Raw genomic sequence first — 16,648 nt, 5'->3', positions numbered from 1 at the left:
TTTAGTTGAGATTCAAAAATACGTTCAAGGTAGAACGATTTATATAAAGAAACAAACATGTACTTATCAAAAATGGGTCTCGCTTTTAGACGGAAGGAAGAAAAATGATGAAACAAATGCTTATATAATAAATGAATAGTATAATGACAAGTCCATTAGTCAACTGGCTCAAGATTATTTACTTTCAACAGATACATTAAAAAAATCATTTATTCAACTAGCACTGGTTTCTTATTAAAGATAATCAGCGTTTTTTTATGGTAACTTTGCTTCCTAGTCATTATTTCTATTTATAAATGCTGATATGGATTTTAAAATAGAATACTAGGGTAGAAAGAAACAATTCTCGAGGAGGTTAGATAAATGAGTAAACCTGTAATTCGAACTTACAAGGATTCAAATGATTTAAAACGGATGCAGAAACTCACACAAGCTATATGGTCACTGGAACCTAATTACCATATAGGCGATCTAGCTTGGCAACGCTACCGACACGCTGGACGAGAGGATGATTGGGATACTGCAATTTGGGAAATGGATGGGAATCCCGTTGCTTGGGGATGGATTCAAAAACCTGGTGAGTTAATATGTCAAGTTGATCCCGATTTTCCTGAGGTGGCCAAGGATGTCATTGACTGGTTTGATAAAATAACTAAAACCAATGAGCAAAAAGTGACTGTCTTAGAAACGGAGTCACATCTTATTTCAGCCTTAGAAGATTCTTTATTCAAACCATTTGCAGAAAATCCAGAAGTCCTCACAAAAATTTCATTGGATAGTTGTTTATTCCCTGTTCAATTACCAGATAAATTTAAAGGTCGCCATATCAAAGGTTCTGAGGATTTAACAAATCGTGTGGCAGTACATAAGGCTGCATTTCATAAATCTAGAGTCACAGAAGAAAGCTACTTGAATGTTATGAATACCTATCCTTATGATTCTTCTCTTGATTGGGTAATAGAATCCCCGAATGGTGAGTTTGTAGCATCTTGTTTAATTTGGTTTGATGAAGTTAACAAGGTGGGGTTACTGGAACCTGTTGGAACGAATCCGAGATTTAGGAGAATGGGGTTAGCCAGTTCAGTCAGCAAACTTGCTCTCAATGCGTTGAGTGAAAAGGGGGCAAAAACAGCAGTTGTTGTTTGTACTTCCCCAGATGCATATGAGCTTTACAAGTCAATTGGTTTTAAACAATTCGCTCAAACAAAATCATTTCATCGTTTAAAATAGAGCCAGATTGGACACCCTTTATACCTACGATATGGAAATGCGGTTTTCGAAAAAGAAACTCAACAATCGGGAGCATTTATTGTATAAAACTTTGATTTTCAAACGTCTTTATTGCTAATGAAACGTTATTTTGCCCTCATCCAAAACAGGATGGGGATATGTGTATCGAAAGTATTTAACTCAAAGAGGATTATAAACTTGACATTCCCCTATGGTGTCAGCTTAGCTAGTATTACCTCTTATAGGCGCTTTCACTTGAATCTTTATGAGGATTAAATTAACATTTAGATAATACGAATAATGCTGAGGAGGTTATGTATGTCCATTCAGAATCCAGACCGCAAGCAAATCGCTGAAATTCTCCATAAGGCAAAAAAGATCGCTGTTGTAGGGTTAAGTCAACAACCAAGTCGTACTTCCTATTCTGTAGCCAAAGCAATGAAGGATGCTGGTTATGAGATCATTCCAGTCAATCCTACAGTAGATGAGGTCTTTGGCATAAAAGCTGTACCTTCTTTAAGAGAGATCGATGGACATGTTGACATCGTAAATATTTTCAGACGACCAGAATACTTACCAGAACTTGCCAAAGAATTTGACGAGATTGATGCTGATGTATTTTGGGCCCAACTTGGCATTGAGAACCAAGAAGCTTTTGACTTTTTAACAAACAAAGGATATACCGTTATCATGAACCGCTGTATTAAAGTGGAACATGCAATGACAAAATGAACAAATTGCAAGGCTTGATCTAATTAGAACGTCTAATGACATGCCCTCATGGCGGCAGACTTACGGCGTCCTGACACTTTGTCTGCACTCGGACATCCTGTTTGTCCCAACGCTATTCTTTCCCGCATAGAACGGGCTTCCGACAAGCGAATGTTCTGAGCGAATAAAAGCTCGTTTATGACTTTTATTGGCCAGGTTATTAAGAGGAACATCAGCTAAGGTCGCCGCATCCGCATGTCTTCGCTGACGAACTCATATCCTGAGGGCTTCTTAGGGCTAGGTGTTGGAGCTGGAGACAAAAGAACTTTTATCCACAAGCCAAGAATTTTATAGTACGCTAACCACAAAATAAGCGCAGAGTGGCGCTTATTTTTTTACATAAAGGAGTCCATCGAATGCTACAGTAATTTGCCAAAATCGATCATTCAGTTATATTATAAGACATATGTGTTCTATTATGGTACGATAGATAAGGGAACGTACGTTTTTGTGAAGGCATAGAAATTAAGTCCTTTGCAATTATTTGTGCAGTTTTGAAAGGGGAAGTTTGTGTGACCGATCTTAAAAATAAAGAGTTTGCATATAATGATGATTCTATACAAGTATTAGAAGGATTAGAAGCTGTTAGAAAACGCCCGGGGATGTATATAGGGTCAACGGATGCACGTGGTTTGCATCACCTCGTATATGAGATTGTAGACAATTCTGTTGATGAAGCGTTAGCGGGCTACGGAAACGAAATTACGATTACACTTCATCATGATCAGAGTGTGACTGTAGAAGACAAAGGACGGGGGATGCCCACTGGGATCCATCATACTGGGAGGCCGACAACAGAAGTCATCCTTACAGTGCTACATGCTGGAGGAAAGTTTGGACAAAGTGGTTATAAAACAAGCGGAGGACTTCATGGAGTAGGTGCTTCTGTGGTAAATGCTTTATCAGAGTGGTTGGTTGTCACGATAAAACAACGCGATGGCTTTATTTACGAGCAAAGATTTCATCAAGGTGGTAAACCGGAAACAACGCTAGAAAAAATCGGAACAACGAAACAAACTGGGACAAAAATCCACTTTAAACCAGATCCAAGTATCTTTAGTGTGACAGAATTTAATTACGATACTTTATGTGAAAGATTACGGGAATCTGCTTTCTTATTAAAGGGATTAAGGATTGAGATTAAGGATCAACGCTTTGATCAAAAAGATGTCTTCTTCTATGAAAATGGAATTGAAGCTTTCGTTGAATATTTAAACGAAGATAAAGATAGGCTGCACCCGGTTGCTTATTTTGAAGGCGAAGCGAATGAAATTGAAGTAGAATTTTCCTTTCAATTTAATGATGGTTTTTCCGAAAATATGCTATCGTTTGTCAATAATGTTAGAACGAAGGATGGGGGCACTCATGAAGCAGGAACCAGGGCTGCTATGACAAGAGTGTTTAATGACTATGCCAGAAAAACAGGATTATTAAAGGAAAAAGATAAGAACCTTGAGGGAACAGATATCAGGGAAGGATTGGCTGCTATTGTTTCAGTTAAAGTTCCAGAAGGAAAACTGCAATTTGAGGGTCAAACAAAAGGAAAACTCGGAACCGCAGAAGCACGATCAGCAGTAGACACAGTGATCTCTGAACATTTATCCTATTTTTTGGCAGAAAATCATGATGTGAGTGCATTATTGACGAAAAAAGCCATCAAAGCTTCTCAGGCACGAGAAGCGGCTCGTAAAGCTCGAGAAGAAGCACGTAGTGGGAAAAAACGCCGTAAAACGGAAGCCATTCTTTCAGGGAAGTTAACGCCTGCTCAGTCCCGTAACCCACAAAAGAATGAGCTTTATTTAGTGGAGGGTGATTCCGCGGGGGGATCAGCTAAGCAAGGTCGGGATCGAAAGTTTCAAGCTGTTCTCCCTTTGCGTGGGAAAGTCATCAACACAGAAAAAGCCAAGCTACAAGATATCTTTAAAAATGAGGAGATTAACACCATTATTCATACGATTGGTGCCGGTGTCGGACCTGATTTTAATTTAGAAGACATAAATTACGATAAAGTTGTGATTATGACGGACGCTGACACAGATGGAGCTCATATTCAAGTATTATTACTGACATTTTTCTATCGCTATATGAAACCATTAATGGAAGCAGGGAAAGTGTTTATCGCTCTCCCGCCTCTTTATAAAGTAAGCAAGGGGAGCGGGAAAAAGGAAAAGATTGAGTATGCTTGGACAGATGAAGAATTGGATAGTGTCATTCAAAAGGTTGGGAAAGGATATATGCTCCAACGCTATAAAGGTCTTGGTGAAATGAACGCCGATCAACTGTGGGAGACAACAATGAATCCAGATACAAGGACACTTATTCGTGTTCGAATTGATGATATTGCCCGTGCTGAAAGAAGAGTGACAACCTTGATGGGGGATAAGGTAGAACCACGCCGAAAATGGATTGAAAACAATGTTCAATTTGGATTGGAAGAAGATCAAAGTATTTTAGAAAATGATAATTTGATGGTAGATGGGGGCCCTGAGGTATCGTGAGTATTCAAGAAAAGTTTCAAGATTTAGCACTAGAAGAAGTCATTGGCGATCGTTTTGGCAGGTATAGTAAATATATTATTCAAGATCGTGCATTACCGGATGCCCGAGATGGCTTAAAACCGGTTCAACGGCGTATTCTATATGCGATGCATATGGAAGGAAATACGGCGGAAAAAGGATTTCGGAAATCAGCTAAAACAGTCGGGAACGTCATTGGGAATTACCATCCACATGGTGATACTTCTGTTTATGATGCGATGGTGAGAATGAGTCAGTCATGGAAAGTTCGTAATATGCTTGTTGATATGCACGGAAACAACGGAAGTGTGGATGGAGATCCAGCTGCGGCAATGCGTTATACAGAAGCAAGATTATCGAAAGTTTCTTCAGAGCTTTTAAGAGATATTGAAAAACGAACAGTCGATCTTGTCCCTAATTTTGATGACACCTCTTCGGAACCGATTGTCCTCCCAGCTCGTTTTCCAAATTTACTTGTTAATGGATCTACTGGAATTTCTGCCGGATATGCAACGGAAATCCCACCGCATCATCTTGAGGAGGTAATTGATGCAGTGATCATGCGCATGGAAAAACCAACTTCTCAAGTCGAAGATTTAATGTCGGTAATTAAAGGCCCTGATTTTCCAACTGGAGGAATCATTCAAGGGGTAGATGGTATAAAAAAGGCGTATGAAACTGGACGAGGTAGAATTATTGTTAGAGCGAAGACGGAGATTGAAACGATTCGGGGAGGAAAAGATCAAATCGTCATTACAGAAATCCCTTATGACGTCAATAAAGCCAGTCTTGTAAAAAGGATGGATGAATTCCGGATTGATCGTAAACTTGAAGGGATTGCTGAGGTCCGAGATGAAACAGATCGAACTGGTTTGAGAATTGTAATAGAATTAAAAAAAGAAGCTGATTCAGAAAGTGTTTTAAACTACTTGTTCAAAAATAGTGATTTACAAGTGAATTATAACTTTAATATGGTGGCAATTGACGAACGTCGACCTAAACTAATGGGGCTTTGCCAGTTGTTGGATGCCTATATTGCTCATCAAAAAGAAGTGATTACAAATCGCTCTCGATTCGATCTTGAAAAAGCGAAAGAACGGCATCATATCGTCGAGGGACTGATGAAGGCACTTTCCGTGTTAGATGAAGTGATTGCCACAATTAGAGCTTCTAAGGATAAACGGGATGCAAAAGATAATTTAATCGCCAAGTTTGCCTTTACCGAAAAGCAAGCAGAAGCGATTGTTTCGTTACAGCTTTATCGACTAACCAATACCGATGTTACGGCTTTACAAGCTGAAGCTGAAGAATTACTAAAAGCAATTAGCCAGTTATCAGCTATTCTTGAAAGTGATAAGAAATTATTATCTGTTATAAAAAAAGAATTGAAGGAAGTCAAAAAGAAGTATCAAGATGAACGAAGAACCGTTATTGAAGAAAAGATTTCTGAGATTAAGATCAATCTTGAGGTCATGATCCCAAGTGAAGATGTGATCGCTACTGTCACAAAAGAAGGATATATTAAGCGAACAAGTCTCCGCTCCTTCGCGGCTTCTAATGGTCAAGAACTTGCTATGAAAGAAACGGACCGTCTGCTATTGCAACAAGAAGTAAATACGACAGATACGTTATTAATCTTTACGAATAAAGGGAATTATTTATATTTCCCTGTGCATGAATTACCTGATATTAGGTGGAAAGATATGGGACAACATATAGCTTCTCTCATTCCCATCGAACGCGATGAAGAAATTGTAAAAGTCCTTCATGTAAAAGAATTTGAGGAAGCAATCAACCTTGTTTTTGTAACGAAACAGGGAATGGTGAAGAAAAGTTCACTTGCCGCCTATAAAGCAATGCGCTATTCAAAGCCGCTTGTTGCCATTAATATAAAAGAGCAAGACGAGTTAATTGACATCTTTTTAACAGATGGCCAGCAAGATCTTATCTTTGCGACCCACTTTGGTTATGTTCTTTGGTATCCTGAATCGGAAGTAGGGATCATTGGACCAAGAGCGGCAGGTGTTAAAGCAATTAGCTTAAAAGAGAGAGATTTCGTCATTGGAGCGGAACCTATCTCAATAGATGGTTCTCCAACTGGAAAAGCAATCTGTATTGTCACTCACCGAGGAGCGATTAAGAAAATGCGTCTCTCCGAGTTTGAGCGGGCGGCACGAGCGAAACGCGGCCTCGTCACATTAAGAGAATTAAAGAATAACCCGCATCGTTTGATTGGTATGAAGGCCGTAGAGGAGCAAGATGAGCTTATCGTAAGAACAGAAAACGGAAAAGAAGAAACTATTCTGGTATCTACTCTTAGATTTAATGACCGCTACTCCAATGGGTCCTTTATAATCGATGAGAAAACAGACGGGAAAGCGACCCTTCTCTATAAAAAAACAACCAACAACAATAATAATGAATGATTCAGACAATAAAGACATCAAGTACAGGGATAGAATGTACTTGATGTCTTTTTCTGTTTTATCATTTGATTAAAAAGGGATAAAGCAAAAAATTTAATTTTTTCAAGAAAGTTATAAATATACTATTGTATTTATTTTTATTCACAGTATAATAATAAATATCCAATAAACCTTAAAGATTAACTTGATAAAGACACTGATTAGATGAATATGAGTATGAAAAGTTATACTCTAAATATACAGTTATGGACGAATTCATAGGAGTGAAATCAATGAAAATAGGCATTGTGGGTGCGACAGGTTACAGTGGAGCGGAATTACTGAGGATTTTACAGGTACATCCAGAATTCTCGATTACCTCTTTATACACATCATCCCAGCATGGGAAGAATATAGAAGAACATTATCCTCATTTAACTGGACTAATCCCACAAAAGTTAGAAGAGATTGATCCAGCAAAAATGGCGAAAGAAACAGATTTAATTTTCTTGGCCACTCCATCGGGAATCGCTTCTAAATTAGCACCGCAACTGGTGGAAAATGGCTGTTCAGTCATTGACTTATCTGGGGATTTTCGGATCAAAAACCAAGCTGAATATGAACAATGGTATAAGAAAGAAGCAGCTAATTCATTTTGGCTTGAAGAGGCTGTCTATTCATTACCAGAACTAAATCGGGAGAAAGCAAAGGGTGCGAGATTTATTTCAAATCCAGGGTGTTACCCTACAGCTACGATATTAGGCCTTGCACCACTAGTGCAGGAAAAGTTGTTAACGGAAAATTCAATCATCATCGATGCAAAATCAGGTGTTTCTGGTGCTGGGCAATCCGCAAGCTTAGCTACTATATACAGCGAATTAAATGAAAACTTGAAAGTATATAAAGTGAATCAACATCAACATATACCAGAAATTGAACAAATGCTAGGAAACTTGGGTTACGAATCTCCGATTACATTTCAGACCCATCTAGTTCCAATGACAAGGGGAATTATGGCGACAATATATGGAAATATAGATACGAAAGTAACAAAGAACGAAATTTGGGAGCTCTACCAACAGGCTTATGCTGATGAACCTTTTGTGAGGCTAAGAAAGCTAGGGACTTTTCCCACAACTAAAGAAGTAGCAGGTTCTAATTTCTGTGATATCGGGATAGATTTCGATGAACGAACTTCCAGGGTCACCATTGTTTCGGTGATTGATAATTTAATGAAAGGGGCTGCGAGTCAAGCAGTTCAAAATGCAAATATCATGTTTGGGTTTGATGAAACTTTAGGACTTCAGTTTAGTCCTGTATATCCATAGACTAGTTTTAGAGGAGTGTTCAAAATGAATGTAGCTAGTAAACAGCCAATTTCAAAAGTAACAGAGGGGAGCATTGTATCACCTCAGGGTTATTCTGCTGCTGGCCTTCACACGAAGGTAAAGTATAAAAGGAATGATTTAGGAGTTTTATATAGTGAGGTTCCTGCAGAGACTGCTGCTGTTTATACATTGAATCAAATTATTGCTGCTCCTCTTCTTGTTACAAAAGAAAGTATTGCTAAAGAAGGTAAAATTCAGGCAATCGTGATTAATAGCGGGAACGCAAATGCTTGTATGGGAAAGCAAGGATATTTAGATGCTGAAACGATGAGAACGTCTGTTTCTGAACGATTTTCCATTCAAGAGCATTTCGTTGCAGTTGCATCGACTGGAGTAATCGGCGAAAAAATGCCGATGGATAAAATTATTTCTGGAATTGAGAAGATAACACCAGAAAAAACGAATCAAGCAGCTTATGACTTTAATGAATCTATTTTAACAACGGATACTTGTATGAAATCGACTTGTTATGAAACGTATATTGATGGTAAGAAGATTACAATGGGAGGATCGGCGAAAGGCTCTGGAATGATCGCGCCTAATATGGCAACGATGCTAGGATTCATTACGACAGATGCCAATATCCCTCATCAACATTTGCAAACAGCGCTCCGAGACATTACGAATGAAACCTTTAACCGTATCACAGTCGATGGTGATACATCGACAAATGATATGGTGCTTGTCATGGCAAATGGTTTAGCTGACAATCATACGCTTTCACCTGCTCATGATGAGTGGGAAACCTTCAAGCAATTATTGAAGCAAGTTTGTGAAGATCTTGCGATTATGATTGCGAAAGATGGAGAAGGGGCAACAAAGTTAATAGAAGTACAAGTGCATGGAGCAATGACTTCTAGCGATGCTGGAAAGTGCGCTAAGACAGTAGTCGGCTCTGACTTAGTTAAAACAATGGTCTATGGCTCTGATCCGAATTGGGGACGCTTAATGATGGCGATTGGAAGAAGCGGGATTACATTAGATCCTCATGCCATTGACATAGAAATTGGACCATATGCATTACTTGAAAAAAGTGAGCCAGCTCATTACAACGAAGAACAATTAAGTCAGTATTTAAATAATGAAAAGGTAGAAATTACGATTCATTTAAATATGGGAGATGGTTCTGGTAAAGCATGGGGCTGTGATCTTACTTATGATTATGTCCGCATCAATGCTAGTTACCGCACGTAATTGGAGGGAATCAAAATGAAAAAAATTATTGTCATCAAATGCGGTGGCAGCATGATTGATGACCTGTCTGAAAAATTCTTTATGGATATAAAAAAAATGCAAGAGCACGGATTTAAACCGATTATCGTCCATGGTGGTGGACCTGCTATTAATCGCTTACTGGAGAATTTACAGATACAGTCAGAGTTTATTAACGGCTTAAGAAAAACGACAGAGGAAGTCATGGAAGTTGTAGAAATGGTTCTATCGGGAAGTATTACAAATAAAATTGTTCGTTCAATGCATGCAAATGGGATTTCTGCCATTGGGATGACGGGATCTGATAGTGGCTTAATCCAAGCGGAAGCGAAGGATTTTGAGAAGCTTGGTTTTGTTGGTGAAGTAACGTCCATTAATCGTGAGCTTCTATTAAATTTACTATCTATGGATCTAGTTCCTGTCATTTCACCGATCGCGATTAGTGAAAATTCCAATCAATATTTTAATGTGAACGCGGACTCTGCGGCGGCAGCCATTGCGGTAGCTATGAATGCTGACAAAATTTTATTCGTAACAGATGTACCAGGTATTTTAAAGAATAAACAAGTTATGGAGACTGTTTCTCAAAATGAAGTTCAAACACTTATCCAAGAAGGCGTGATTACGGGTGGAATGATCCCTAAAGTATTAGCCGCTCTTAAAAGTCTTGAAGGTGGAATGAATCGAGTAATGATTGTCAGTGGGAAAACACCTTTATATAGAGAAGGACATTTTATTGGCACGACGATTTTAAAAGAAGAGAAAGTGGTGAGCTTCGGATGACCGATTTATTTGAAAATTACGGACGTTGGGATTTAGAACTAGTATCTGGGAAGGGTACGACTGTTGTTGATATAAACAAGACGGAGTATTTGGATTTTACATCTGGCATCGGGGTTTGCAACTTAGGTCATTGCCATCCAGAAGTTGTAGAGGCGTTAACGAAACAGGCCAATCGATTATGGCATATGTCCAATTTATTTAAAAGCTCTCTGCAAGAGGAAGTGGCAGAGCAGCTCACAACATTCTCAGACGGAGATGCCGTTTTCTTCTGTAATAGCGGGGCTGAAGCCAATGAAGCGGCGATAAAATTAGCTCGGAAATATACAGGGAAATCAAAAGTGATTACATTTCAGCAATCTTTTCATGGACGTACTTTTGCGACAATGGCCGCAACCGGACAAGACAAAGTGAAGCAAGGCTTTGGAACCATGTTAGAAACCTTTGTTCATCTGCCTTTCAACAATAGCGAAGCGTTGGAAAAAGAGATCGATCAAGAAACAGCGGCAGTTATGCTTGAAATAATTCAAGGTGAAGGTGGCGTTCACCCAGCTACAGCAGAATTTTTACAAGATGTAGAAAAATTATGTAAAAAATATGGTGCTTTATTAATTATAGATGAAATACAAACCGGAATTGGGAGAACTGGAAAACCATTTGCTTATCAACATTACTCCATTTCCCCAGATATCATTACCTCAGCGAAGGGGCTTGGAAATGGTATTCCCGTTGGCGCTATGATTGGGAAGGAAAATTTAAAAGCAGCTTTTCCACCAGGTAGCCATGGTTCCACTTTCGGCGGTAATCCGCTGGCAATGTCTGCAGCTAAGAAGACACTTCAGCTTATTTTTCAAGAAAAGTTCCTCGAAGAAGTGACGAAAAAAGGTGAGTATCTGGCGGATAAATTAGAAGAGGCTTTCTCTCATTGTGATGCCTTCAAAAGTATACGTCATAAGGGCCTTATGCTTGGAATTGAGTTTTCGCAAGAGGTGGCTCCTTTCATGGCTGAACTAAGAAAAAATGGATTAATTGTGTTAAACGCTGGACCGAATGTTTTACGTTTTCTACCCCCATTAACGGTAACAAAACCGGAGATTGATCAAGCGATTGAGACAATGAAGAAAACTTTGCTGCAAACTGTATAAAGTAAATATTTTTTTGAAATAAAATGTATAAAAATTCATATATAACTATAAAGATACAAGAGGAGTCGGTATGAATGAAAGGTGTAATTCAATTAGAAAATCATAAGCAATATACCGGCCAATGGCACGGAGATGTGTCCCATTGTAAAGGGGAAGTCATTTTTTATACAGGAATGGGTAATTTTTTAGAATTTATGACTGATCCGGAGACAAAAGGGAAAATTGTAGTTGCTACTTATCCAGGAGTGCTACATTCCCATTTCGATCCCGCTAAATGTGAAAGTGATGATTTACAGTTGAGCGCTTTAATCATTCAACAGGAAATCTTTGGTCTTTCCGAAGCGGAGAATAACTGGCTTGCGTTTTTTAATGAAAAAGGAATCCCGATTATGAGTGGAATGGATACACGCACAATCATTAAGCAGTTATTAAAGGATGGAGAAATGGCTGCTGAAATGACAGCTGATCACCATCATCTAGCATCCGCACTCGACGATCAGAAGTCGATAAGCCACGAAAAGACAAAAGTGTTAAATCCGACTGGAAAAACGAATCTAGTCGTCCTTAATTTTGGGATTAAAAAGTCATTACTCAATTGGCTAAAAGGGTTCCATTGCAAACTTACGATTCTTTCAGCTGAGACTTCCGCTTCCACTATTGCCGAACTTAAACCTGATGGTGTGATTCTTTCTGGAGGATGTGGCGATCCTGCTGATTATCAAGCGTATTTTGAAGACTATGCTAAAATAGCGGAATCATATCCAATACTTGCATTTGGTTTAGGTCATCAAATCCTCGCTCTTGCCTTTGGAGCAAGTGTGGAAAAAATGAAATGGGGACACAGAGGTTTCAAGCAAGCTATCCTTCATACTTCCTCGCAGCAGGTATATTTAACGAATCAGAATCATGGTCATCATATTTCCTTACAAAACATAGAGAAGACAGGATTGACACCATCTTTCCTTTCCGTTCAAGATGGTGATATTGAAGGATTAATTCATAAGGACTTACCAATTACTACTTATCAATTTCACCCAGATGGAACGAATTTTAAATTAGAATCACTGATAAAAAACGCTTATTTTCAACAATTGGAGCAAAGTAAAGGGGAAAAGCTGTATGCCGAAGCGAAATGACATCAAGAAAGTACTCGTGATTGGTTCGGGACCGATCATGATTGGGCAGGCTGCGGAATTTGATTATGCTGGTACACAGGCTTGCTTGGCGTTGAAAGAGGAAGGAATCAAAGTTGTATTGGTCAATAACAACCCAGCTACCATTATGACCGATGAACAAATAGCTGATACTGTTTATTTTGAACCTATGACAGTGGAAAGTATCGAAAGAATTATTGAAAAAGAAAAACCAGATGCGATTCTTGGAACCTTAGGGGGACAGACCGGGCTCAATTTGACAGTTGAATTATATGAAGCAGGTATCCTAAAACAAAACAATGTTGAGGTATTAGGGACTTCTCCTGAATCGATTCGTCAGGGAGAAGATCGAGAGGCATTCCGGGCCTTAATGCATGAGTTAAAGGAGCCTGTTCCAGAAAGTGAAATTATTCATACTGTTGAAGAAGCAATAAGTTTCGCTAACAAAATAGGCTATCCTGTTATTATACGACCAGCTTATACACTTGGTGGTGGTGGCGGAGGAATTGTTACCTCTAAGACAGAGCTGATCTCCGTTGTTAAAAAAGGGTTAGAGGCTAGTCCAATTACCCAATGTTTAATCGAAAAAAGCATTGCTGGTTTTAAAGAATTAGAGTTTGAAATGATTCGTGATGATAATGATACTTGTATTGCTATTTGCAGCATGGAAAATTTTGATCCTGTGGGTGTCCACACAGGTGATTCGATTGTTATTGCTCCACAGCAAACTCTAAGTAGCGATGAATATGCGACTTTGTATGAATCAGCAGTTAAAATTATTCGTGCATTAAAAATTATTGGCGGATGTAATATTCAATTTGCACAAGATCCAGATTCTAGCCAATATTATCTAATTGAAGTCAATCCAAGATTAAGCCGTTCCTCGGCCTTAGCCTCCAAAGCAACAGGGTATCCGATTGCGAAAATGGCTGCTAAGCTATCTCTTGGTTATCAGTTACATGAATTAACCAATCCAGTTACTGGTGTTACATTTGCAAGTATGGAACCCGTAGTCGATTATACAGTGGTAAAAATGCCGAGATGGCCATTTGATAAGTTTCATGAGGCTGACCGTAAATTGGGTACGCAAATGAAGGCAACAGGAGAAATCATGGCGATTGACCGTCATTTGCCCGGTGCTCTTCAGAAGGCGATTCGCTCATTAGAAATGCCTACATTAGGTCTTGAATTTAAAGGCCTTGCAGATTACCAGGATGAAGAATTATGGAAATCCATTCTTTTACCAGATGATCTCCGTCTTTTCTCGATTCTAGAATTAATGAGACGTGGTATTTCTGTGAAAGAAATACATGAAGCCACATCGATACAACCATTTTTCTTAGAAAATCTTGATTTCTTAGTCCAAATGGAGAAACAAATTAAAGCAACGGATATAGGGCAAATCGAAAAAGACTTTTTCCAAAAAGTGAAGGGACTTGGCTTTTCTGATGCTTGGTTAGCTCATACATGGCAAACAAGCTTAAAAGAGGTGCGGTTAAAGCAAAAAGCATTAGGATTACAGCCTGTTTATAATATGGTTGATTCATGTGCAGGTGTATATCCAGCTGCTGCTCCTTATTTTTATTCAACATGGAAAGGGGAAGGGGATCCATTCGAGAAGAAGGATAAACCAAAAATTGCGATCATTGGTTCAGGACCCGTAAGAATTGGTCAAGGAATTGAATTTGATTATTGCACAGTCCATGGTGTCTTAGCTTTGAAAAAGGCTGGTTATGAGGCAATCCTGATTAATAATAATCCAGGTACTGTTAGTACAGATTTCCAAATAGCCGATCGCTTATATTTTGAACCTCTTTCCACAGAAGATGTACTTAATGTACTTGAATACGAACAACCTGATGGCGTGATTATCCAATTAGGGGGGCAAACGGCTATTAATTTAGCACAGGCTTTAGAAGAAAATGGGATGCCACTCCTTTCTATTTCACAGGAACAGATCGATATTTTGGAAGATCGTGATCGTTTTTATACACTGTTACAACACCTGCAAATACCTCATATTCCAGGTGTTTCCGCAGCCAATGAAGAAGATTTATTGGCTAAAGTAAAAGAAGTGGGATTCCCGCTATTATTACGCCCTTCTTATGTTATTGGCGGGCAAGGGATGATCATTATCGAACAAGAAAAAGATTTGCAAAAGCAGTTAAATAAAATTGTTTATCCTGTGCTATTAGACGCTTATTATAAAGGAAAAGAAATGGAAATAGATGTCCTCTCAAATGGTCATGATATTTATGTTCCTGGCTTTTTTGAACATATTGAAAAAGCAGGCGTCCACTCAGGTGACAGTATGGCGGTAACACCGCCCATAACTATTACTGAACAAGATCAGCAAAAGGCTTATCATTATGCTGAAAAGATTGCTAAAGAACTCGGATTTAAAGGGATTTTCAATGTGCAATTTGTCTTATATAAGGATGAAGTGTATGTATTAGAGGTAAACCCTAGAGCTTCCCGTACGGTACCAATTATTAGTAAAATGACGGGTGTAAATTTGATTGAAGAATGTATTGATATCTTACTTGGAAAAGCTATTATAAGGTATGAACAGATAAAGCAAGATTATTATGCAATTAAAAACCCTGTTTTTTCTACAGGAAAGCTTGATGGTGTAGATCCTATTTTAACACCAGAAATGAAATCAACAGGGGAAGTTATTGCTTTTGGTTATTGTTATGATGAAGCTCTATCGAAGGCCGTAAACTGGGATGGCCATTCCATTCAGCAAAATGCCGCGATCTATGTGGATAGTAACGAAGCGGATTTTACTCATATACAAGGGATTCTGAAAGAATATGATGTTGCCATCACGGCTGCTCCTTTTAATGAATGGTTAAAAAATAGTAGAGGTTCTATTCTTGTCAGCTTCTTAGACACAGAGAATGCAGCGAACAAAAGAATGGCTGCATCCGCAGCACAGCATAAAGTCATCACAGAAATGGAAACATTAGTTGCATTTCTAAAAGGGATAAAGACAGAGGTCATTCCTCCCGTTTCTTTACATGAATGGCATCAGATCAAACAGACAAAAGAGAAGGTGATGTAATGGAAAACACAGTCAATTCGTTAAAGGGGAGAGATTTTCTAACACTAGCTGATTTCTCTCCAGCGGAAATCACGCAATTAATTGAAAATGCGATTGAGTTAAAGAAATTACAAAAGGAAGGGATTCCCCATCACTACTTAAAAGGAAAAACATTGGGGATGATTTTTGAAAAATCTTCAACAAGAACCCGAGTTTCCTTTGAAGTAGGGATGAATCAACTAGGCGGTCATGCTTTATTTTTAAGCAGTAATGATATCCAATTAGGAAGAGGAGAAACGATACCTGATACGGCTAAGGTTTTATCCCGTTATGTTGATGGCATTATGATTCGTTCTTATGAGCATGCTGGTGTAGAGGAATTAGCTGCACATTCTGATGTGCCAGTTATCAATGCTTTGACAGATGATTTCCATCCATGCCAAGTATTAGCTGACTTAATGACATTATATGAAGTAAAGGGTGAACTAAAAGGCCAGAAACTTACTTATATCGGTGATGGAAACAATATGGCCCATTCATTAATGATCGCCTGCGCTAAGCTTGGGATTGATTGTTCAATCGCTTCTCCAAAAGGATACGAGCCAAAACAAGAAATAATTGATTTAACAGCAAATATCGCCAAAGAGACTGGGGCTAGTTTGCTTGTCACTAATGACCCTAGAGAAGCAGTTCAACATGCTGATGCCGTGTATACGGATGTTTGGACAAGCATGGGTTGGGAAGAGGAAGAGGCAGTACGCTTAAAAACTTTCCAATCTTATCAAGTAAATAGTGAGCTTATGACATACGCAGATAAAGCAGCGATATTTCTTCATTGTTTACCTGCAAAAAGAGGGCAAGAGGTAACAGCAGAGGTGATTGATGGTTCTCAATCTTTTGTCTTTGATGAAGCAGAGAATCGCTTACATGCGCAAAAAGCGTTGATGGTTGCTTTGATGGGAGAGTAAAAACAAAGCCTTATGGTCAACTTTTTCAAGATG

General features: G+C 38.7%; 11 protein-coding genes and 1 pseudogene. All 12 read left to right on the top strand.

The genetic code is table 11. The annotated features are described in order from the left end of the window. Positions 1-10 precede the first annotated feature (10 nt). Positions 11-238, top strand: a pseudogene (locus tag KI375_RS27275) (hypothetical protein). A gap of 125 nt (positions 239-363) precedes the next feature. Continuing rightward, positions 364-1,230 carry a GNAT family N-acetyltransferase gene (locus KI375_RS04035; RefSeq protein ID WP_212972264.1) on the top strand — a complete coding sequence of 289 codons (867 nt, stop codon included), beginning with the start codon at positions 364-366 and terminating at the stop codon, positions 1,228-1,230. Between the two features lie 318 nt (positions 1,231-1,548). Beyond that, positions 1,549-1,962, top strand: a complete 414-nt coding sequence (locus KI375_RS04030; protein ID WP_212972263.1) for a CoA-binding protein — start codon at positions 1,549-1,551, stop codon at positions 1,960-1,962. 551 nt (positions 1,963-2,513) lie between these two features. Then, a complete protein-coding gene (parE, locus tag KI375_RS04025; RefSeq protein ID WP_212972262.1) occupies positions 2,514-4,499 on the top strand; it encodes a DNA topoisomerase IV subunit B in 1,986 nt (661 codons plus the stop codon). Then, complete coding sequence (gene parC, locus KI375_RS04020; RefSeq protein ID WP_212972261.1) at positions 4,496-6,943, top strand: DNA topoisomerase IV subunit A; 2,448 nt, start codon at positions 4,496-4,498, stop codon at positions 6,941-6,943. Before parE ends, parC begins: the two co-directional genes overlap by 4 nt. A gap of 272 nt (positions 6,944-7,215) precedes the next feature. Further along, the gene (gene argC / locus KI375_RS04015; RefSeq protein WP_212972260.1) at positions 7,216-8,250 is read left to right on the top strand and encodes an N-acetyl-gamma-glutamyl-phosphate reductase; all 1,035 of its coding nucleotides are present in this window, start codon (positions 7,216-7,218) and stop codon (positions 8,248-8,250) included. A gap of 24 nt (positions 8,251-8,274) precedes the next feature. Next, positions 8,275-9,504, top strand: coding sequence for a bifunctional glutamate N-acetyltransferase/amino-acid acetyltransferase ArgJ (argJ, locus tag KI375_RS04010; protein ID WP_212972259.1), 1,230 nt, complete (start codon positions 8,275-8,277; stop codon positions 9,502-9,504). A 15-nt stretch (positions 9,505-9,519) separates the two neighbouring features. Further along, on the top strand, positions 9,520-10,305 hold the full coding sequence (gene argB, locus KI375_RS04005; RefSeq protein WP_212972258.1) for an acetylglutamate kinase: 786 nt from the start codon (positions 9,520-9,522) through the stop codon (positions 10,303-10,305). After that, positions 10,302-11,447, top strand: coding sequence for an acetylornithine transaminase (locus KI375_RS04000; RefSeq protein ID WP_212972257.1), 1,146 nt, complete (start codon positions 10,302-10,304; stop codon positions 11,445-11,447). The genes argB and KI375_RS04000 overlap by 4 nt, the downstream gene beginning before the upstream one ends. Before the next feature lie 74 nt (positions 11,448-11,521). Beyond that, positions 11,522-12,583: a carbamoyl phosphate synthase small subunit gene (locus KI375_RS03995; protein ID WP_212972256.1), complete on the top strand. Its 1,062-nt coding sequence runs from the start codon at positions 11,522-11,524 to the stop codon at positions 12,581-12,583. Next, positions 12,567-15,668 (top strand): carbamoyl-phosphate synthase (glutamine-hydrolyzing) large subunit, encoded by a 3,102-nt coding sequence (locus KI375_RS03990; RefSeq protein WP_212972255.1) that lies wholly within the window; start codon positions 12,567-12,569, stop codon positions 15,666-15,668. Before KI375_RS03995 ends, KI375_RS03990 begins: the two co-directional genes overlap by 17 nt. Then, entirely contained in the window at positions 15,668-16,615 is a 948-nt protein-coding gene (gene argF / locus KI375_RS03985; RefSeq protein WP_212972254.1) for an ornithine carbamoyltransferase, read from the top strand. Before KI375_RS03990 ends, argF begins: the two co-directional genes overlap by 1 nt. The last annotated feature ends 33 nt before the right edge of the window (positions 16,616-16,648 follow it).

The organism is Bacillus sp. J14TS2, from assembly GCF_018333015.1.
GTDB lineage: Bacteria > Bacillota > Bacilli > Bacillales > Bacillaceae_C > Lederbergia.
This window is presented reverse-complemented; position numbering and strand designations above follow the sequence as displayed.